This is a genomic window from Halorubrum ejinorense, assembly GCF_039522565.1.
GTDB classification, from domain to species: Archaea; Halobacteriota; Halobacteria; order Halobacteriales; family Haloferacaceae; genus Halorubrum; species Halorubrum ejinorense.
The window spans coordinates 193325-212722 of the sequence record NZ_BAAADQ010000016.1 but is presented as its reverse complement, the minus strand read 5'-3'; the positions used below and the strand labels follow the sequence as shown (position 1 = coordinate 212722).

At 69.0% G+C, this 19398-nt stretch carries 23 protein-coding genes; 5 read left to right on the top strand and 18 right to left on the bottom strand.

Features of this window, described 5'->3' with window-relative positions; translation table 11 throughout:
• Positions 1-33: 33 nt before the first annotated feature.
• The 4 genes from ABDZ89_RS16485 to ABDZ89_RS16470 form a co-directional block, all read right to left on the bottom strand.
• On the bottom strand, positions 34-603 hold the full coding sequence (locus ABDZ89_RS16485) for a DUF7110 family protein (RefSeq protein WP_343780786.1): 570 nt from the start codon (positions 601-603) through the stop codon (positions 34-36).
• A 184-nt stretch (positions 604-787) separates the two neighbouring features.
• Positions 788-1132, bottom strand: a complete 345-nt coding sequence (locus ABDZ89_RS16480; RefSeq protein WP_343780784.1) for a glutaredoxin family protein — start codon at positions 1130-1132, stop codon at positions 788-790.
• A 79-nt stretch (positions 1133-1211) separates the two neighbouring features.
• Positions 1212-1847 (bottom strand): transcriptional regulator GfcR, encoded by a 636-nt coding sequence (gfcR, locus tag ABDZ89_RS16475; RefSeq protein ID WP_343780782.1) that lies wholly within the window; start codon positions 1845-1847, stop codon positions 1212-1214.
• On the bottom strand, positions 1834-2904 hold the full coding sequence (locus tag ABDZ89_RS16470) for a glucose 1-dehydrogenase (protein ID WP_343780779.1): 1071 nt from the start codon (positions 2902-2904) through the stop codon (positions 1834-1836). Before ABDZ89_RS16470 ends, gfcR begins: the two co-directional genes overlap by 14 nt.
• Before the next feature lie 105 nt (positions 2905-3009).
• Here ABDZ89_RS16470 and ABDZ89_RS16465 point away from each other — a divergent pair, with 105 nt between their 5' ends.
• From ABDZ89_RS16465 to ABDZ89_RS16455, 3 genes are all read left to right on the top strand, one after another.
• Entirely contained in the window at positions 3010-3825 is an 816-nt protein-coding gene (locus ABDZ89_RS16465; protein ID WP_343780777.1) for an NRDE family protein, read from the top strand.
• A 70-nt stretch (positions 3826-3895) separates the two neighbouring features.
• Entirely contained in the window at positions 3896-4249 is a 354-nt protein-coding gene (locus ABDZ89_RS16460) for a helix-turn-helix transcriptional regulator (RefSeq protein ID WP_343780775.1), read from the top strand.
• A 94-nt stretch (positions 4250-4343) separates the two neighbouring features.
• Entirely contained in the window at positions 4344-4700 is a 357-nt protein-coding gene (locus tag ABDZ89_RS16455; protein WP_343780773.1) for a hypothetical protein, read from the top strand.
• A 63-nt stretch (positions 4701-4763) separates the two neighbouring features.
• Here the strand turns inward: ABDZ89_RS16455 and ABDZ89_RS16450 are convergent, their stop codons facing one another.
• From ABDZ89_RS16450 to ABDZ89_RS16390, 13 genes are all read right to left on the bottom strand, one after another.
• Positions 4764-6578: a Na(+)/H(+) antiporter subunit D gene (locus ABDZ89_RS16450; protein ID WP_343780771.1), complete on the bottom strand. Its 1815-nt coding sequence runs from the start codon at positions 6576-6578 to the stop codon at positions 4764-4766.
• The gene (locus ABDZ89_RS16445) at positions 6578-8278 is read right to left on the bottom strand and encodes a cation:proton antiporter (RefSeq protein ID WP_343780770.1); all 1701 of its coding nucleotides are present in this window, start codon (positions 8276-8278) and stop codon (positions 6578-6580) included. The genes ABDZ89_RS16450 and ABDZ89_RS16445 overlap by 1 nt, the downstream gene beginning before the upstream one ends.
• On the bottom strand, positions 8275-9756 hold the full coding sequence (locus ABDZ89_RS16440) for a monovalent cation/H+ antiporter subunit D family protein (protein ID WP_343780769.1): 1482 nt from the start codon (positions 9754-9756) through the stop codon (positions 8275-8277). The genes ABDZ89_RS16445 and ABDZ89_RS16440 overlap by 4 nt, the downstream gene beginning before the upstream one ends.
• Positions 9749-10108: a cation:proton antiporter subunit C gene (locus tag ABDZ89_RS16435; protein WP_343780768.1), complete on the bottom strand. Its 360-nt coding sequence runs from the start codon at positions 10106-10108 to the stop codon at positions 9749-9751. Before ABDZ89_RS16435 ends, ABDZ89_RS16440 begins: the two co-directional genes overlap by 8 nt.
• On the bottom strand, positions 10105-10638 hold the full coding sequence (locus ABDZ89_RS16430; protein WP_343780767.1) for a Na(+)/H(+) antiporter subunit B: 534 nt from the start codon (positions 10636-10638) through the stop codon (positions 10105-10107). Before ABDZ89_RS16430 ends, ABDZ89_RS16435 begins: the two co-directional genes overlap by 4 nt.
• On the bottom strand, positions 10635-11174 hold the full coding sequence (locus ABDZ89_RS16425; protein WP_343780766.1) for a DUF4040 domain-containing protein: 540 nt from the start codon (positions 11172-11174) through the stop codon (positions 10635-10637). The genes ABDZ89_RS16430 and ABDZ89_RS16425 overlap by 4 nt, the downstream gene beginning before the upstream one ends.
• Positions 11174-11488 carry a monovalent cation/H(+) antiporter subunit G gene (mnhG, locus tag ABDZ89_RS16420; RefSeq protein WP_343780765.1) on the bottom strand — a complete coding sequence of 105 codons (315 nt, stop codon included), beginning with the start codon at positions 11486-11488 and terminating at the stop codon, positions 11174-11176. Before mnhG ends, ABDZ89_RS16425 begins: the two co-directional genes overlap by 1 nt.
• Positions 11485-11760, bottom strand: coding sequence for a cation:proton antiporter (locus tag ABDZ89_RS16415; protein ID WP_343780764.1), 276 nt, complete (start codon positions 11758-11760; stop codon positions 11485-11487). Before ABDZ89_RS16415 ends, mnhG begins: the two co-directional genes overlap by 4 nt.
• Positions 11753-12826, bottom strand: a complete 1074-nt coding sequence (locus ABDZ89_RS16410) for a monovalent cation/H+ antiporter subunit E (protein ID WP_343780763.1) — start codon at positions 12824-12826, stop codon at positions 11753-11755. The genes ABDZ89_RS16415 and ABDZ89_RS16410 overlap by 8 nt, the downstream gene beginning before the upstream one ends.
• An 84-nt stretch (positions 12827-12910) precedes the next feature.
• Complete coding sequence (gene coaBC, locus ABDZ89_RS16405) at positions 12911-14089, bottom strand: bifunctional phosphopantothenoylcysteine decarboxylase/phosphopantothenate--cysteine ligase CoaBC (protein WP_343780762.1); 1179 nt, start codon at positions 14087-14089, stop codon at positions 12911-12913.
• Between the two features lie 105 nt (positions 14090-14194).
• Positions 14195-15349 carry a DUF63 family protein gene (locus tag ABDZ89_RS16400; RefSeq protein WP_343780761.1) on the bottom strand — a complete coding sequence of 385 codons (1155 nt, stop codon included), beginning with the start codon at positions 15347-15349 and terminating at the stop codon, positions 14195-14197.
• Positions 15350-15433: 84 nt separating this feature from the next.
• Positions 15434-15883 carry an Lrp/AsnC family transcriptional regulator gene (locus tag ABDZ89_RS16395; protein WP_343780760.1) on the bottom strand — a complete coding sequence of 150 codons (450 nt, stop codon included), beginning with the start codon at positions 15881-15883 and terminating at the stop codon, positions 15434-15436.
• Positions 15884-15975: 92 nt separating this feature from the next.
• A complete protein-coding gene (locus tag ABDZ89_RS16390; protein ID WP_343780759.1) occupies positions 15976-16743 on the bottom strand; it encodes a phosphopantothenate/pantothenate synthetase in 768 nt (255 codons plus the stop codon).
• Positions 16744-16883: 140 nt separating this feature from the next.
• Here ABDZ89_RS16390 and ABDZ89_RS16385 point away from each other — a divergent pair, with 140 nt between their 5' ends.
• Positions 16884-17120 (top strand): DUF7999 family protein, encoded by a 237-nt coding sequence (locus ABDZ89_RS16385; RefSeq protein WP_343780997.1) that lies wholly within the window; start codon positions 16884-16886, stop codon positions 17118-17120.
• A 57-nt stretch (positions 17121-17177) separates the two neighbouring features.
• Here the strand turns inward: ABDZ89_RS16385 and ABDZ89_RS16380 are convergent, their stop codons facing one another.
• Positions 17178-18878: an acyl-CoA mutase large subunit family protein gene (locus ABDZ89_RS16380; RefSeq protein WP_343780758.1), complete on the bottom strand. Its 1701-nt coding sequence runs from the start codon at positions 18876-18878 to the stop codon at positions 17178-17180.
• Positions 18879-19003: 125 nt separating this feature from the next.
• On the opposite strand from ABDZ89_RS16380, the gene ABDZ89_RS16375 reads away from it, so the two are divergent.
• Entirely contained in the window at positions 19004-19357 is a 354-nt protein-coding gene (locus tag ABDZ89_RS16375; protein WP_343780757.1) for a hypothetical protein, read from the top strand.
• Positions 19358-19398: the final 41 nt, after the last annotated feature.

The window sequence follows — 19398 nt, the reverse complement described above, 5'->3', positions numbered from 1 at the left end:
GGTCGAACGGAGGAGACCGCGCGGAGGCCGAACTCAGTCCGAGATGAACTCGTTGTCGCGCCAGTTGACGCCGCCGTCGCCGTCGCCGGCGCCCTGGGGGCTCTCGACGACCTCGATGCTGGCGGGGCGTCGCTCGCCCTCGACGATCCGGGTCGCTTCGAGCTCCTCGTCCTCCTCGGTGATCGCCGTCAGCGTCCCCTTCTCGGAGAGGGTCGCGATCTCACGCAGCACCAGGAACATGGGATACTGGAGCGCGGAGTTCTGGAGGACGGTCTCGCGGTCGCCCTTGAAGCAGGCGAACTCGACGAGCTCCGACGGGATCTCCTCTTCCTCGTCGTCCATCCACTGGGGGCCGCCGGCGCGGGGCGGCTCCTCCTCCCAGACGCGGGTCTCCGTGACCGACGCCTTCAGCTGGGCGGTGGGCGTGTATTTGCTGATGCTCTCGTCGTCGGACAGGGCCTTGATGATGAGTGTGTTGTTTCGACGCGTGATGTCGATGTCGTCGATCTCCGGCGGGAGGTCGGGATCTTCGTCGAAGTACGTCTCTACGTCTTCGAGTGGCAGTTCGAGCGTCGAATGAAGTCGGAACACGCGGCCTGTCATTGTTTGTGGAATGCGGTGGGGTCGAACCGGTGGTCACTGCGGCAGCGCCGGTGGCTGCACCTACCCCACGTAGGCACCGTAGGTTTATATGGACTGCCCTTCGACGTGTTCGGATCGGAGCGACTGTCGAGACGCTCGGTCCGCAGTCGTCCGGTCGAGCGCGCTCTTCCCTCGGCAGGGGCCCTCACTCGGCGCCGAGTTCGGCCGCGAGCTCGCCGCGTTCCTCCAGTTCGGCGAGCACGTCGCTGCCGCCGACGAACTCCCCGTCGACGAACGTCTGCGGGATCGTCTCCCAGCCGCTCTCCGACTCCAGCGCCTCGCGGTACTGGGGGAGCGCGGGCAGCACGTCGACCGTCTCGAACTCCTCGACGTGGCCGGAGATCAGTTCGACGGCCCGTTTCGAGTAGCCGCACTGCGGCATCAGACGGTTCCCCTTCATGAACAGCACTACGTCGTTTTCGGCGATGACCGACTCGACGCGCTGGTTGATCTCGTCCGGTTCGGCGTCGGTTTCGGGGCTGAACGTCATGGCGTCCGGTACGCGCCGGCGAGGCAAATGGGTTCCGCACGGGATGGCGCGCGCGACGGGTTCCGGAGCGGCCGCTCGCTTACTCGTCGCGGTCGACGCGGACGACGTCGACGAGCGAGTACACCGGGACCCCGTCGATGGCGTCGTAGCCCATCTTGTCGACCAACACGACGCACGCGGCCGGCTCGCCGCCCTGTTCTCGGATCGCGTCGATCGACTCGCGCATCGTGGTGCCGGAGGTGATGATGTCGTCGACGACGTAGCAGTCGCGGTTGCGGATCGCCGCGAAGTTCCGCGAGAAGCCGCCGCCGTGTTCGTCGATGTCCCCCTCGTCCCACTGGTGTTTCGCGGGCGCGTACGTGCCGAGGTCGGTGTCGAGACGGTCCGCGACCGCCGTCGCGAGCGGCGCACCGGCCTTCTCGATGCCGACGGTGAGGTCGACTTCTTCGCCCTGTTTGGCGAGCAGGTCGGCCATCGCGCTCGCCGCGTAGCCGAGCCGAGTCGAGTCCCGACCGAGCGCCGACCAGTCGACGTGGATGTCGGCGGACGCGGTCGTCCCCGCGGACGCCTCGCTCTCGTCCGAGCCGCCGCCGCGCTCGACCAGCCAGCTCGCCGTCTCCCGGGAGACGTTCAGTTCGTCCGCGATCTCACCCTTCGAGAGCCCGCGTTCCGCTAGCTCGGCAGCGCTTTCTATCAGGTCGTCAACGTTCTTCATACGCGGCAAATTCGACCGCCGTTTTAATAGTCGTGTCGTCATCCGCGAACGCGGCCTCGAAGTCGTCGAGCCCGTAGACGCCGGTCACGAGATCGCCGAGGAACGCCTCCGAGAGGGCCGCGAGCGATTCGACGGCCGCCTCGAAGTGGCTGTACCCGGAGTTGACGCTGCCGACGAGCGCCTTGTTGTGGAGGACCAGTTCCCGGTGGAGTCGCCCGCCGTCGATCTCGAACTCCCAGTCGCCCGGGACGCCGAGGAGCGCGCCGACCCCGTTGGGCGCGAGCGCCTCGATCGTCTCGAAGGCGTGGGGCGCGTATCCGGTCGCCTCGAAGACGAAGTCCGCCGGCTCGTACGCCTCGGGGACGTCGGGGATGGCGGTGTCGTTGGAGTTCACGTACGTCGCCCCCAGCGACTCGATGATGTCGATCGTCGGGTCTGGCCGCTCGCGCCGGCCGAGACAGTAGATGCGTTCGAAGTCCTCGTCGAGGGTCGCGACCGTCAACAGGCCGAGCGAGCCGTTACCCAACACGAGCGCCGACTCGGGGTCCCAGTTGAACGCCGACCGGCTGGCGTAGGCGTGTTCGATGGCCTTCTCGGCGATCGAGATCGGCTCGACGAGGAACCCCCACTCGGCGAGCGCCGGGGGGATCTCGACGAGGAACTCCGCCGGGCTGGTGAAATACTCCGCCATGAAGCCGTGGGCCCCGACGATGCCTCGCTCGTGGTACTGGCCGTCCGGCGCCATGTCGGGCTCGCCGCGCGCGAAGTACTCGTTCGCGCCGTTCGGCGGGCGCCGCACCGTCGGAACGACGACGTCTCCGACCTCGAACGGCGTGTCGTTCGGGTCCTCGACCACGCCGACCGCCTCGTGGCCTAACACGAGGTGGTCGTCGCCGGCCGGCGTGGCGCCGTGGCCGCCGGCGATGACCTCGTGGTCCGTCCCGTCGACGCCGACCCGGAGCGTCCGGACCAGCGCCTCGCCGGCCGACGGTTCCGGTCGCGGCTTCTCTGTCACGACCGGTTTGTCGGCCCCTTCGTAGACGGCGATCGCGTTCATGTCTCCACTCACGCGGCCAGTCACCAAAAGATTTCTTTTATTATGAGTAAACACCGATCCCGTATCGACCGTGGAGTTTTCAGTCGCTCGAGCGTATCCGTGCCCGTGTGTACCCTGACTCTCGCGTGGCGAACGTTCGGTGACGTCCCGGTCGCGCTCGCGGCCACCCGCGACGAGGCGCTCGACCGCCCGAGCGAACCGCCGGCGGTGCGCTTCGGCGGCGGAGACGACGTGGACGGGAGAGACGACGACACCGGAGACGCCGGGGTCCGCTACGTCGCCCCGCGCGACGCCGAGGCCGGCGGCACGTGGATCGGCGCCTCGGAGAGCGGGCTCGTCGTGGCCGTCACGAACCGGTGGCTCGACGCCGACCGTGAGGGCGAGCGCTCTCGGGGACTGCTCGTCCGCGACTGCCTGACGGCCGCCTCCGCGGAGGACGCGGTGCGAGCGGTCGAGGGCGAACTCGACGCGCGCGAGTACGACGGGTTCAATCTCGTCCTCGCCGACGACCGGGCGGCGTTCCTACTGGCGTACGACGGCGGCCTCACGGTGACGCGACTCGATCCGGGCGTCCACGTCGTGGGGAACGTGGGGGGCGTGGTCAACGGCGCGGAACGGTTCGCGATCCCGGAGCGACGCCGCGAGTTCGGCGGGGAGCGAGCCGACAGCGCCAGGCGGATTGCGAGCGCGCTCCTTCCTCAGCCGGGCGAGTCGGGGGCAACGTGGCTCGACCGCGCGAGCGGCGTTCTCGCCGACCACGAGTACGGCGCCTGTCTCCACGGAGACGGGTTCGGGACCCGGTCGTTCACTCGGATTCGAACCGGCCGTGACCCCGAGGTCGCGTACGCCGACGGGCCGCCCTGCGAGACGCCCGCGGAGACGGTGTCGCTGCCGACGGAGTTCACGCTCTCCGACGAGTGAGACGGCGCGGTGCTCGCGGTTCGTCCGACCGGAAAGCCAGTTTTAAGCGATTCGGGAGGCGTGTGAGACTATGAGCGCGTCCGAAATCGAGTCCGATCTGTCGGCGGACGAGCGCGCCGGCCTCGAACTCATCCGCGAGACCGGCGGGATCCACCAGAGCGACTTCTGGAAGAACCTCGACGTCTCCTCGCGGAAGGGAAGCCGCATCGCCGAGGCGCTGGAGGAGTCGGGACTCATCCAGCGAGAGGACACCGTCTACGACGGCCACAACACCTACTATCTGGAGCCCGCGCCGCGCGATCTGGACTTCTCGCTGTTGATGGCCGACGACATGCTCTCGCCGTTCATCGGCGAGGAGGAGGTCGACGCGCAGGCGGACGCCTTCTCGCAGTGGATGATGAATCTCGCGTACGAGGACTACTGAGGCCACTGGACCCGCGTTCGACCGGTCGCGTCCGTTTCCTTCTCGTTCCGTTCCGCCGGCGGCTTTTTCTCACCGAACGACGAACGAGCCGTCCGTGAAACGTGCCCTCCCGCTCGCGGTCGGCGTCGGCCTCCTGATCGGTCTCGGCGTTCACCGACTCGTTCCGTCCGTCCCGCTGTCGGCCGGAACGGCCGCTATCTACGTCGGAGCGGCGTACGTCTGGTTCGCGTTCGACGTCTCGCTGCTCGCGCACTCTCGGCGGTTCGACGACCGCATCGACGGACTCGGCTACGGCGTCGGGCTCTTCGGAGTCAGCGTGACGCCGCTGTTTTTCGCCCACACCGCGGGAAACGACGCCGCGACGGTCGGGTTCGCGGTCGCGTTCTTCGGCGCGGTCGGATTCCTCTCGCTCAGCGAACAGGCACGGCGCCGGAACGACCGAGTCGAGTGAACGGCCCGACGCCGGAGCGACCGGGTCCGACAGGCCGCACGACGCAGGAGTCTCGGCGCCCGCTCAGAACAGCAGGATCGCGAGGAGCGCGACGCCGACCGTGAGCGTCAAGACCAGTACGCTGCGACCGATTCCGGACTTGATGTCGACATCCGCCCCGGCTCGCTGGACCGCCGCCTGCGGGTCGGTGACCGTCCGGATCGTCAGTCGGGTGAGCCCGACCGCGGCCCGGTCGACGGCGGCGTAAAGCTCCGTGACGCCGACGACGAGCCCGCGAGTCCCGTAGAAGAACGCGGGGTTGTACAGCGAGTCGACGTCCGGGACGCGGCCGAGCTTCGAGAGCGGTTTCTTCGTGAGCGCGAAGCCGATCAGTCCGAGGACGGCGAGTGCCACCCCCTCGACGAGGTGGTCGACGGTGTACGTCTCGTACACCTTCTCGACGACGGCCTCGCTCGTCACGTCGAACGGGAGTATCCCGAACAGTCCGACGTCGGCGGGGACGACGGCCGCGAGCGGTGAGGTGGGAACGAGGACGCCGTATGCGACGCAAAGCACCGCGACCGCACCCATCGCGACGGTCTGTCCGCGGTTCGCGTCGCGCACGTCGCCGTCGTAGCTCCCGTGGAAGAAGGCGTAGTAGCCGAACTTGATGAACGACATGAACGTCCCGATTCCGCCGAGCAGGAGCAGCCATTCGAGCGTGTGGAAGTCGCCGATCGGGAGCGGCCCCTTCGGGAAGGTGTAGTGGCTCCCGGAGATGATGATCCCCTTGCTGACGAAGCCGTTGAACCCGGGGAACCCGGCGATAGACAGCGCGGCGATCGTGAACGCGCCGGCCGTGACCGGCATGTCGCGGGCGAGCCCGCCCAGCTTCTTCAGACTCTCCTCGCCGGTCCGGTAGACGACGACGCCGGCGGTCATGAAGAGGAGCCCCTTGTAGAGGATGTGGTTGAACACGTGGGCGAACGCGCCGGCCTGCGACAGCGCCGACCCGATGCCGACGCCGGCGATCATGTAGCCGACCTGCGACTGGATGTGGTACGAGAGCAGCCGCCGCATGTCGTTCTGGAACAGCGCGAACGTCGCCCCGAAGACGGCCATCCCGCCGCCCATGTACGCGATGGCGACGTGGCCGTCGGGGAACGCCCGGTACATCCCGTAAACGCCGGTCTTCGTGGTGAACACGCAGAGGAAGACGCTGGCCGCGATATGGGGGCGCGGGTAGGTGTCGGGGAGCCACGCGTGGAGACCGATGAACCCGACGTTGACGCCGATCCCGATCGCCGCGAGCGCGGCCGGCAGCCCGGCCACGATCCCCGCGGTCTCGGGACCGCCCGGAACGGTCGCGAACAGGAAGGTCCCCTTCGCGACGTAGTTGCCGAGGACGGCGGCCATCAGCAGCGTGCCGCCGAGCCCGTGGAGCAGGGCGTATCGGAAGCCGGCCCGGACCGCCTCGCCCCGGTAGTGCCAGACGAGCAGCGTGCTGGTGACGGCCATCAGCTCCCAGAAGAACAGCAGCGTGAGCCAGTCGCCGGCGAACACCGCGCCGAAGCTGGTCGCGACGTACGAGAACGCGAAGGCTGTCTGGACGCTCTCGGCCTCGCTCGCGTACGAATACAGGACGGCGACGACGCCGATGATCCCGAATATCAGTCCCATCAGCCGCGAGAACTCGTCGACGTTGAGCAGCACGGCGTCGAAGCCGAGGAACGTGGCCTGGAGGTGCGGGCCGGCCGGGACGGTCCACGCCCAGGCGACCGCCACGCCCGAGGCGGCGACCCCCAGCGCGTGGCCGACCCGACGGGACGTTAAGCCGATCAGTACGGCGACGCCGAGCAGGACCGGTCCGGGCGGCAGCGCGGTGAGCGCGCTCGTCATCAGACCACCACCCCCGGGAGCGAGCCGACGACCGTCTCGACGATCCTGAGGAAGACGGCGGTCCGCGGGACGACCCCGAGGAGGACCGACAGGCTCGCGGCCGTCAGGATCGGGCCGAGCATGAACCACGTGCTCTCCGCGCCCCGCCAGCCGCGGACGTCCCAGCCGCCCGCCGGCGGGCCGCCGTGGTGTCCGTCATGAGAGGCATCGTGAGCGTCGTCGTGGCTTTCGGCGTCGTGAGCGTCGGCGTGGCCGTCCGTTTCGTGAGCGCCGTTGTGACCCGCCGTTTCGGTCTCGTGACCCCCATCGGCTCGGGGGCCGCCGCGGCCGCCGAGCGGAGCGGACAGGAGCGGCTTCTCGTCGTGTTCCTCGGGCGACTCGAAGTACGCCTGGTAGACGATGGGCCAGAAGTACGCGATGTTGAGGACGCCGGAGACCAGCAGCGCGGCGGCGAAGACGAGGCCGCCGCCCTCTAACGCACCGATGACGATGTACCACTTGCTGACGAATCCGGCTATCAGCGGAATTCCGGCCATCCCCGCGGCGGCGACGGCGAACGCGGCCATCGTGAGGGGCATCCGGTCGCCGATGCCGGCCATGTCGCTGATGTCGTCCGTGTGGGTCTCGACGTGGATGGCCCCCGCACAGAAGAACAGGGTGAGCTTCATGAACGCGTGCGCCGGGATGTGGAGCAGCCCGCCGATCAGCGCGTCGCCCTCCAACAGCGCGAGCCCGAGAACGATGTACGAGAGCTGGCTGATCGTCGAGTACGCCAGCCGGCGCTTGAGGTTGTCCTGTCTGAGCGCGATGACGCTCGCGGTCAGAAGCGTGATCGCCGCGACCGCCGCGAGCGGTAACGCCACGCCCAGCTCAGCCATCGTCTCCGTCCCGAACACGTCGAGGGCGACGCGGGCGATGCCGAATATCCCGCTCTTGACGACCGCGACCGCGTGGAGCAGCCCCGAGACGGGGGTCGGCGCGACCATCGCGTCGGGGAGCCACGAGTGGACGGGCATCAGGGCCGCCTTGACGCCGAACCCGCCGGCGAGGAGGGCGAACGCCGCCCGGGCCAGCGTCGGGTCCGCGGTCGCGAGCGCCTCGATGCCGCCCGGCGTGAACGCCGTGGTGCCCGTCAGCACGTAGACGAGCGCCGTCCCGCCGAGGACGGCGACGCCGCCGCCGAAGGTGTACGTGAGGTACTTCCGGCCGGCCGCGCGGGCCTCGTCCGTCTCGTCGTGCGTCACCAGCGGGTACGTCGACACCGTCAGCAGCTCGTAGAAGACGAACAGGGTGACGAGGTTCGCCCCGAACGCGACGCCGACGGCGCACGCGAGGCTGGCGGCGAAGGAGGCGAAGTACCGGGTCTGCGCGTGTTCGCTCAGACCCCGCATGTACCCGATGGAGTAGAAGCTCGTGACGATCCACAGGAGGCTCGCGAGCAGCGCGAAGAGGATTCCGAGGGGGTCAGCGCGGAGCGCGAGCGAGATCCCGTTGCCGAAATCGCCGAGCCGGGTGACGTAAGTGGTGCCCGCGAGCACGCCCGGCACCATACTCGCCACGAGGCCGAACTTCGTCGCGGCGACGGCGAGGGTGACCCCCTCGCGGACGTTCGGCCGCGACCGAAGCGAGAGGATGATCGGGATGGCTACGGCCGACACGAGCACGGCGAACAACGGTCGAAGGGAGGCGACGTCAGTCATTGGCGTATCAGCTCGAAGACGGTCTGGTCGATCAGCTGGTCGATCACGGGCACGGCGGCCGTGAGTCCGACGGCGAGGAGCGCGGCGACGACGACGGTGACGATCATGCCCGTCGAGACGCTCTCGCCGCCGTCAGTGGCGGCGGTCGACTCCGACGTGATCGTCGGTTCGGCGAAGAAGAGCCGTTCGCCCAACCGCGCAAAGTACGCCAGCGTCAGCAGCGTACTCGCCAGCAGGACGACGACCACTGGCCAGATACCGGCCTCGACGGCGCCGAGGACGATGTACCACTTCCCGACGAACCCGATGGCCGGCGGGACGCCGACCATTCCGAGCGCCAAGAGGGTGAAGACGCCGGCTGCGACCGGCACGCGGCCGCCCATCCCGGCGTAGCCGCCGACCGTCGTCGCGCCCGTCTTCCGCTCGATGATCCCGGTGACGGCGAAGAGCCCGCCCTTCATGACCGCGTGGCCGACGAGGTGGACGGTCGCACCGACGACGGCCAGCGGCGTCGCGATCGCGAACCCGGCGATCACGAGGCCGAACTGCGACACCGACGAGTACGCCAACATCCGCCGGACGTCCGACTGCGCGACCGCGAGCGCGCTTCCGGCGACGATACTGACGCAAGCGACGCCCACCAGCGCCCAGCGCGCGAGGGGGACGGCCTCGAGGAAGTCGACCGTGAACACCGAGAACAGCACGTGTGCGAGTGCGTACGCCGACACCGTCGAGACGAGCGCCGAGATGAACGCGCTCACGCTGTCGGGCGAGTCCGCGTACGCGTCGGGCTGCCAGGTGTGAAGCGGGAACAGCGCGACCTTCACCGTCAGGCCGGCGACTATCAGTCCGAACGCGGTCAAGACGAGCGTCGAGTCGTAGCCGACCTCTGCGAGTTTGCCGCTGAGGTCGGCCATGTTCAGCGTGCCCGTGGCCGCGAGGGCGTAGCCGACGCCGAGCAGGTACAGCGACGCGCCGATGGTCCCGATGACGAGGTACTTCAGGGCCGCGACGGCCGAGCGCGCACCCGGGCCGCTCGCGACGAGCCCGTACGCCGCCAGTCCCGTGATTTCGAGGAAGACGTACAGGTTGAACACGTCTCCGGTCACCGTCATCCCGGACAGGCCGGCGACGAGCAGGAGGAACTGCGAGTAGAAGGTGTTCGCGTGCGGGCCGGCGTGACGGGCGTACGCGAGCACCCCGAGCGAGACGGCGCTGATGAGGACGACGAGCAGGATCGTCAGCCCGTCGGCGACGAGTTCGATCCCGTACGGGGCGACGAAGCCGCCGACCGCGTACCGCACGATGCCGTCGGTCCAGACGGTCCACGCGAGCGCGGCGGCGAGCGCGGCGTGGCCGAGCGTCGTCGCGGTCGCGACCGCCCAGCCGACGCGGTCGTAGCGCAGGCTGGCCAGCGGCGGGACCGCGGCGCCGACGATCGGCAGGACGACCAACAGGACGATGAGGTGATCAATCATGGTAGAGTTGCTCTAAGGTTTCTTCGTCGAGCGTGCCGTACTCGGAGTAGACGCGCACGACCAGCGCGAGCGCCACCGCCGTCAGGCTCACCCCGACGACGATGGCGGTCAGGATGAGCACGTGCGGGAGCGGGCTGACGTACGGGCCAGCGCCCTCGGAGATGACCGGGGGATTCCCGCCGTTGCGGAACGCGAGCGTGATGAAAAACAGGAATATCCCGGTCTGGAACACGTTCATCCCGATGACCTTCTTCACGAGGTTCGGCGACTCGATGACGGTGTACAGGCCGATACCGAGCAGCAGGGCGACCGCGTAGTAGTTGTAGTGGGTCGTGAGCAGGTCCAGCGTCATGACGGGTCCTCCTCGGCGGTCTGGTCGAAGCCGCTCGCGAGCAGGAAGAAGAGCCCGATCGCGACGGCCGCGACGATGGCGCCGATGCCGAGTTCGACGAGTTCGATCGCGTACTTGATCGCGTGACCGAACAGCGCATCGTACTCCGCGTACTCGAGGAACTGGCCACCGAGCGCCATCGTGCCGAGGCCGATCCCGGCGAACACGAACACGCCGCCGGAGGCGAGCGCCGCGACGACGCGGACGTCGAGCCACTGTCGGGTCGAATCGATACCGTAGGCGAACGCGAGCATCATCACGACCGACCCGGCGATGACGCCGCCCTGAAACCCGCCGCCCGGGGTGTCCGCGCCGTGGAACATGATGAACAGCGCGAACGTGAGGATGAACGGGGCGACGACCCGGACCGTCGTCATGATGATCGTCGACTCGACGTACAGTCCGGGCGCCTCGTCGGTCGTGCCGGACGCTGCGCCGGCCTCCGCGTCGTCCGCGTCGCCGGCGTTCGAGTCCGCGTCCGCGGCGCTCATGCCACCACCTCGCGGCGGAGGACGGACAGCGTGACGACCACCGCGGAGAAGACGACCACGCCCTCGCCGAGCGTGTCGAAGCCGCGGTAGGCCGCCAGCACCGCTGTCACGGCGTTTTTGACCTCCGTCTGGGCGTACGCGTTCTCGAGGTAGTACTGGGTCACCTCGCCGCCGACGACCGCCGAGTCGGGGTCGCCGATGGCCGGCAGCGCGGGGACCGTGGCGCCGATCAGCAGGACGAACCCGCCGACCAGCGCCACCGTCCGCCACCGGATCGGCTCGAACAGCCGGTCCGCGTCGGGCGAGGCGGTGTTCGACAGCGCCAACAGGAACAGTATCGTCATGATGCCGGCGCCGACCGCCGCCTCGGTGAGGCCGACGTCCGGCGCCTGAAGCACGAGCCAGAGCACCGAGACGCCCAGGCTGTACGCCGCGAACGCCATCACGGCCGCCAGCGTGTCCTCCAGCAGGGCCGAGCCGAGGGCGCAGCCGAGAGCGAACGCCAACAGCGCCGCCTCGATGAGTGTGAACGACATCAGTCGTCCCCCTCGTCGGCGGTCCACGGTTCGATTCCCTGGTCCTGTGCGGCGCGGGCGACGGCGTGTGCGGCCGTCGGATTCGTGATGAACATGAACAACAGGAGGAACACCGACTTCGCCGTCGAGAGCCCCGATTGGAGCGCGAGCGCGGCGGCGGCGACCGCGAGAATGGCACCCAGCGTGTCGCTCTTCGAGGCCGCGTGCGACCGGGTGTAGACGTCCGGGAGTCGGACGAGACCGACCGCCGCGACGCCGCCGAAGAAGGCGCCGGCGAGCGCGAGGGCGACGATGCCCCACTCGGCCGGCGTCACAGCACACCCCCGCGCTCGACGTTGAATTTGGAGAACGCTATCGACAGCAGGAAGTTCAACAGTGCGTACACGAGCGCCACGTCGAGGAACGTCGACTCCTGGTACGCCGCCGCGACGAGCGTGATGGCGATGACGGTGTTCGTCCCGGCGACGTTCACCGCGATGACGCGGTCATGCGTCGTCGGTCCGGCGTACACCCGGTACAGCGCGACCACGGCGAACAGGACGAAGGCCGCAGCGATGGCCAAAAGCGCCGCTTCGAACTCAACCATCCCGGCCCTCCCCGTCGTCACCGCGCTCGCGCGGCGTCGGTATCCGCGCCGCAGCGCGACCGTAGAAGACGAACCGGACCGCACGCTCTAACCCGCCGTCGAAGAGGTCCTCGCGGGAGTCGGCGGTCAGCGAGTGAATGTCGAACGAGCGCTCGGAGACGTTGACGGTCAGGGTGCCCGGCGTGAGCGTGATGCTGTTCGCGAGCGTCGTCACCGCGCCGTCGCCCCACACCGCGGCCCGGAGCTGAACGACCTCCGGGTCGATCGGCATGTCGGGATGGAGCACGACGTACGCGACCTGGAGGTTCGCGACCGCGATCTCCTTGACGAGGTACGGCGCGTACACCACCAGGCGGGCGAGCCGCCGGAGCGTCAGTCCGAGCGGCGCCGACCGGTTCGCGACGACCGGCGCGAGGACGGCGGACACGATAGACGCCGTCACGAAGCCGGTCAGGAAATCGAGCGGCTTCCACGCGCTCAGCGACATGTAAAACAGGTACGAGACGACGAACACGGAGAGGTACTTCGACAGCGACGCCGCGCGGGCGAGCGCCGCGCTCTGAGTCGGCCGGTCGTCCGGAGCCGTCTCGACCGGCACGTCGCCGCGGCCCAGCTCCACCGACATCGGCCGCAGCATCGACGCGGTGCCGGCGGGGTTGTACCCCGGATCGACGACGATCTGGTCGATCCCCGCCTCAGCCGCGTACTCGAGGAGCGCGTCGGCGAAGTCGCCCGGACTGAACAGGTACCGGTCGGTGCCGACGATTTCGGTGACGACGGTCACCCGGTCCGACAGGCCGTCGGCCGCGTCGCTCCCGTCGCTCTCGGTGCCCGTGTCCTCTTCGATCCAGAGCGGGACGCGCTCTAACTGTTCGCGCGCTGAGCCGAGTTCCTCGGGCGCATCCGGGTTGACCGACTGCGTCTGCGCCGCCACGACGAAGTGGAGCTCGACCGGTCGGTTCGGTGCCGCCGCACTCGCCTGCTCGACGGCGTACGAGACCGTGTCTCGGAGCGTGTCCGAGTCGCCGACGGGGACGAGTATGCGGTGGGCGTCTGTGTCTGACATGTGTAAACTATCTCTCGCGTCTTCGCGTGAAAACGGCGAGACTATCCACCGAGTTCAAGCGATGGGACGCCCAAAACTATTTCGCTATACCTCGGTCGAGGCCCCGGATTCCCCGAGTACGTCGGCGAGTTCGTCGGCGACGCGCCCGCCGAGGCCGTCCTTGTCGCCGACGAACTCGTCGGGGTCGTCCCGACCGACGAGCAGCGCTCGCGTCTCCTCGCGGCCCATCACGCTCGCGTCGTTGGCGACGACGAAAGAGAGGCCCACCCGGTCGCGGATCCGCTCGGCCTCGGCCACCATCGCCTCGTCGTCGCCGGAGGTCTCGGCCTTGAATCCGACGATGGGGAGATCCGGGTACGCCTCGCGCACCGAGTCGATGAGCTTCGGCGTCGGCCGCAGGTCGACCGACAGCGGCGACCCCGACCGGATCTTCTGGTCGACGGCGTCGGCGGTGAAATCGGAGATAGCGGCCGCGGAGATCAGCGCGTCGGCGGTCGCGGCGGTCCGCCGACACGCCTCGATCATCTCGTCGGCCGTCTCGACCGCCGCGACGTCGGCGTACGGCACGTCGGGACCGTCGTGGACGAGCGTCACCTTGGCGCCGCGGACGTAGAGCGCTCGGGCGACCGCGCGCCCGGTCTTCCCCGAGGCGCGGTTCGTTAAGATCCGGATCGGGTCGATCCGCTCTTTCGTCGCGCCGGCGGTGACGACGACGTGCGTCCCGGAGAGCGTCTGCGGCGTCGTCGCCCGCGCGACCTCCGTCACGACGTCCTCCTCGGCGGCGATCTTCGCTTTCCCCTCCTCGATCCGCGGGTCGGCGAAGCGGACGCCCCACGACTCCAGGCGGTCGAGCGCGTCGAGGACGCCCGGGTGGTCGTACATCGGCTCGTGCATCGCGGGCGCCATCACGACCGGCACGTCGGCGCCGAGGGCGGTCGTCGCGCAGGTGGTAACGGGGGTGTCGTCGACCGCGGCCGCCACCTTCCCCGCGGTGTTCGCGGTCGCGGGCGCCAACAGGAGCACGTCGGCCCACCCCTCTCGGCCGCAGAGTTCCACGTGTTCCACGCTGCCGGTGATCTCGGTGACGACGGGCTCGTCGGTGGCGAAGTCGACGGCCCACGGATGGACGATGTTCGTCGCCGCCGGGGACATGACGGCGCGGACGCTCGCGCCGTGTCGGCGGAGTTCGTGGGCGAGTTCGACGACCTTCACCGCCGCGATGCTCCCGGAGACGCCGAGCGCGACGTTGACCCCATCCAGCATTACCGAAACGCTCGGTCCGGGGCGATTTATAACATCGCGTTACGCCTCGGGGAGGGTTCCCACGGTCGCCAGGGGGGATGACGAGGCGAGCCTCTGGGAGGCGGCTCAGACGCCGAACGTCGCGCGTAGCATGTCGCGGGTGCCGGGACCGAGGCCGACCGCGAGGACGGTGATGAGGAGGAGGATCGTGTACCGGGGCGACTCGTCTTTCATCTCGCCGTTGAACACCCAGACGACGAACGTGGCGGCCGCGAGTTTCACGAGGAGGAAGGGCCACGCGTCGCCGGTGACGGCGAGGACGGAGTCGGGCAGGAGCCGGGCGGTCCAGTCGACGATCAGCCTGTTGACGACGTGTTTCGGGACGAGGTTCGCGGTCCCGGTCAGCGCCGGCATCCAGTTGAGGCCGATCACGTTGGCGACGCCGTCGATCGCGTGCCCCCAGATGATGACGATCCCCGCGGCGCCGGTCCCCTGTCGGATCGTCGGTATCTCCCGCGTCGCTATCGCCCACGTGACCGCGGTCGCGACGGTCGCGATGACGAGCGTCGGCACGAGCACCTGCGGGTAGAACTCGACGTAGTCGGTCGTCGCGGCGAGGTACGAGAGGTAGCCGACCGCGGCCGCGAGTCCGACCGCGCCCGACGCGAACAGCGGGCGCGCGTAGTCGTCGACGATCCCGCGCCGGTCGAGTCCGTACGCGGCCATCACGCAGGCGAGCGTGAACGCGAACACCGTGAAGTAGATGAACGGGCTGATCAGGACCGCGCTCGCCGGGAAGGGGATCAGCGGCTCGACGCCGGCGGCGGTCGCGGCGACGCCCGCGTCCTCCACCGTCCGCATCGCGCCGCCAAGCAGCATGAACGGGAACAGGGCGAAAAAGAAGCGGAGTTCGGTCCCGATGTCGAGCCGGCGGAGGAGGAAGACGACGCCGATCAGCATGCCGAGGAGGATGACCACGTAGCTCAGCGTCGAGACGGTGGTGTACCCCGGGAACGCGACGACCTCGCCGGCGGCGACCGCGGACTGACACGCCCCGCTGGAGCCGAGCAGTTCCGTGACCCCGCCGTCGCGGACCGCGCACTGCGCGCCCTCGCCGTCGGCGACGACCGGCCCCCAGAAGTACCGCCAGAGGAACCGGTCGTAGACGAGGCGCGGGAAGACGACGGAGCCGAGCGCCAACAGCGCCGTCGCTCCGCCGACGACGGCGGCCCAGGCCCGCTCCGGCGAGAGGTCGAACCGATCCGCGACCGCTGTACTCATGATCACCGATCGGGGAGGTCGCGAGTTGAGCGTTCCGGTCCCGAGCGAGCGCGGAGCGCCGCCGTCGAGCGGTGTCGCGGCGACTTACAGCGGCGGCCCGGGCTGCTCGTAGTCGGTGTCGAGGATCACCATCGTCTGCGACCGCGAGAACCCCTCGATATCCGCGATCTGGTCGAACATCAGCTCTCGGAGCCGGTCGGTGTCGGCCGCGACGACCCGAAGCATGACGTCCCACTCGCCGGTGGTCAGGTGGATCTCGCGGACCCCGTCGATCCCGCGGAGCCGGTCGAGCGCGTCCTCCTCGCGGCCCTGCTCGACGCGCAGACCGACGAGGGCACCGACGCCGTACCCGACCGCTTTCGGGTCGATGTCGGCGTGGTATCCCCTGATGACGCCGGCGTCTTCGAGGCGACTGACCCGGTCGTGGACGGTCGCGCTGGACATGTCGATCCGGCGTGCGACCTCCGAGAACGGGGTCCGTGCGTCCTCCTGGAGGATTCGCAGGATCGCCCGGTCCGTCTCGTCGAGTTCCATACCGGCCGGTACGGTCGGAGCAGTCTTTTCACTTCCGGCCGCACGGAGGCGTCCGCGAGCGCCGCGCGCCTCGTTTCGCCGCGCTCTCGCCCCTACTCGGCGTCGTCCCGGCTCTCGAAGGACCCGCCGCGGATCGTCTCCTCGGCCGCGTCGAGCGCGTTCTCGGAGTCGAACGACGAGGCGATCCCCGCTAACTCCGCGGGCGTCGCGTCGGCGAGGTCTCGCGCGTGAGCCGTCACGTTCGGCACCGCCCGGAGCAGGTTGTCGATGATCGGCACGTCGGCGGTCCGGGGGGACCGGCTCCCGGGGTTGAGATCGACGACGATCTCCGTTTTCCCCATCGCGTCGAGGGCGGCGGCGCGGTCGCCGTCCTCTAAGGGGACCACGACCACGTCGGCCGCCTCGATCCCGTCCGCGTCGACGACGCCGCGAGCGTGGTCGAGACCGGGGATCTCGCCGTCGCCGGCGAGCCCCTTCACCTCGCTCGCGCCGTGGTCGCGGAGGTGGTCCGCGATCCGACGGGCGCGCTCGTCGGTGTGATTGAAGAGGTTCACCTCGAGGTCGGCGTCGACCGCCCCCGCGAGATCGACCGTCTCGCTCGGCGCGAGCGCCGCGACGTTCCCGTTCACCGAGATGACCGGCCGGTCGGCGAGGAGGAGCGTCGCGGCCGCCGCGCGCGCCGCGTCGTCGGCGCTCGGGATCGTTCGCTCGCCGAGGAGGTAATCGAACGCCTCGCCGCGCCCCTGCGCGATCAGCCCCTGTTTCGAGGTGATCCCCTGCTCGACGCCCGCCTCGATCCGGTGGCGCGTCACGAGCGACGCGTAGCGCGGGTGGTCCTCGGGGATCTCCGTCTCCGTCATACCCGAGCGAGGCGGCGCGCCGATTAAAGTGGACCGTTCGCTCGCGGCTCCGGACCGCGGTCTTCGGGTGGACGATCCGGCCGTTCACGCCAGTAGGAATGGCATAACTAAGGGTTTGAGATCAGTAACAACCGCGTGTGATGGACCGTACCGGCAAATACACCGTCGTCGACGCGTGTAACGACCACGGGGCGATCACGCTCCGTGAATATCCCCGCAACGGGACGCTGTACGTCGTCGAGTACGACGATCCCGACGTGGAGTCGGCGCTGTCGGAACTGGAGGTCGGCTCCGTCGTCGAGCTCGACCTGCGGCGTGCGGGCCGCCGAGGCAACGCGTGGTGCGCGGAGTCCGCTCGGGCGGTCGAAACCGGGTGACCGACGCGGGCCGGTCGCCACCCGTCGCGGCCGATCTCTTCTTTCGGTCGGGTCCCGTCAGGCGACGCCGATCCGCTCGCGGTAGGTGCCGTACTCCGCCTCGAACACCGCCATGACCTCGCACATCGTCGCGTACTCCTTCACCGCCGTGACGATCGCGGGCATCACGTTCTCGCCGTCGTCGACGGCGTCGCGCAGGTCCTCCAAGGCGGCCTCGACCGCGTCGTCGTCGCGCTCGGCTTTCACCGACTCCAGCCGGTCGAGCTGTCGGTCGCGGGTCGTCTCGTCGACTCGGAGCAGGTCCGGCCGGGTGTCCTCTTCGATCTCGTAGGCGTTGACGCCGACGACCGTCTCCTCGCCCTCGTCGACGCGCTCTTGGTACTCGTAGGCGGACTCCTGGATCTCGCGGTGGAAGTACCCCTGTTCGATGCCGCGCAGGACGCCGTCGCGGACGGAGCCGTCGCCCATCTCTCTGATCTCCTCGATGTACGCCATCGCGTCGGCTTCCGTCTCGTCGGTGAGCGACTCGACCGCGAACGAGCCGCCGAGCGGGTCGACGATGTCGGCCGCGCCCGACTCGTCGGCGATGACCTGTTGGGTCCTGAGCGCGACCCGCACCGCCTGCTCCGAGGGGAGCGCGAGCGCCTCGTCGAAGGAGTTGGTGTGGAGGCTCTGTGTCCCGCCCAACACGCCCGCCAGCGCCTGAATCGTCACGCGAGCGACGTTGTTGAGCGGCTGCTGGGCCGTCAGCGACTGGCCCGCGGTCTGGGTGTGGAACTTCAGCTGCTTCGACGCGTCGGCCTCGGCGTCGTACCACTCGTCCATGACGGTGGCGTAGATCCGGCGGGCGGCGCGGAACTTCGCGACCTCCTCGAACAGGGAGTTGTGCGAGTTGAAAAAGAAGGAGAGCTGCGGCGCGAACTCGTCGACGTCGAGCCCGCGGTCGAGACACGCCTCGACGTAGGCGAACCCGTCGGCGAGGGTGAAGGCTAGCTCTTGGACCGCCGTCGACCCCGCCTCGCGGATGTGATAGCCCGACACCGAGATGGGCTTGAACTTGGGCGTCTCCGCGACCGCGAACTCGATCGTGTCCGTCACCAGATCGAGCGACGGCGCCGGCGGGATCACCCACTCCTTCTGCGCGATGAACTCCTTGAGCATGTCGTTCTGGAGGGTCCCCCGGAGCTCCTCGCGGGGGATACCCCGCTCGTCGGCGAGGGCGACGTACATCGCGTAGATCACCGGCGCGCTCGGGTTGATCGTGAAGGAGGTCGACACCTCCGTCAGGTCGATCCCGTCGAAGAGAATCTCCATGTCCCGCAGCGTGTCGACCGCGACGCCCTCCTTTCCGACCTCGCCGAGCGACATCTGGTCGTCCGAGTCGATCCCCATCAGCGAGGGCATGTCGAAGGCCGTCGAGAGCCCCGTCTGCCCCTCGTCGATCAGGTAGTGGAACCGCTCGTTCGTCTCCTCGGCGGTGCCGAACCCCGCGAACTGCCGCATGGTCCACGTCCGGCCGCGGTACATCGTCGGGTACACGCCGCGGGTGTACGGCTCCTCGCCCGGGAAGCCGAGGTCCTCGTCGTAGTCGGTGTCGGCCACGTCCGCGGGCGTGTAGATCCGGTCGACCTCGCGGTTCGAGACGGTCGCGAACCGGTCTTTCCGCTCCCCGTGGCGGTCCAGAGTGGGGTCGAGCGTCTCCGCCTCCCACGACTCCTTCGCCTCGCGGATCTCGGAGAGCTCCTCGTCGTCGTACATACCGCCCGTTATCCGCCGGTTGCGTATAAATATTCATTATATTTTGAAACGGAGGGGTGGTCGTCCCCCTCGCTCCGGTCTCCTCCCGCGGATGAATTATATGAGGCCGGAGTCAATCACCGACCATGACCGACTCCGCAGAGCGTCCGACGCCCCCGGAAGGGCTCCCGCCGAGGGTCGCTGAGGCCCTGAGCGACTGCTCGCCCGAAGCGCTCCGCAAGGCGATCGTTCACGCGCAGGAGCTGCTCCACTACCACGGTGAGGCGGAGCTACCGGTCGACGCGGAGGACCGCGAAGACATCCTCCGGGTCACGGAACACGACGGGTACACGGAGGTCGTGAAGCAGTTCCGCTGTGCGGACGGCTGCGACGACTGCCCGCACGGGCCGTACCTCTATCACGTCACGGAGGAGCCGCAGCCCGACGGGAGTCACAAGGTCCACTGGTCGTTCATGGGGACCGTGCGAGACGGGAAGTGAGCGTTCCGGCGGCCGCGGGCCGTCGGCTCCGGTAGGCGCCG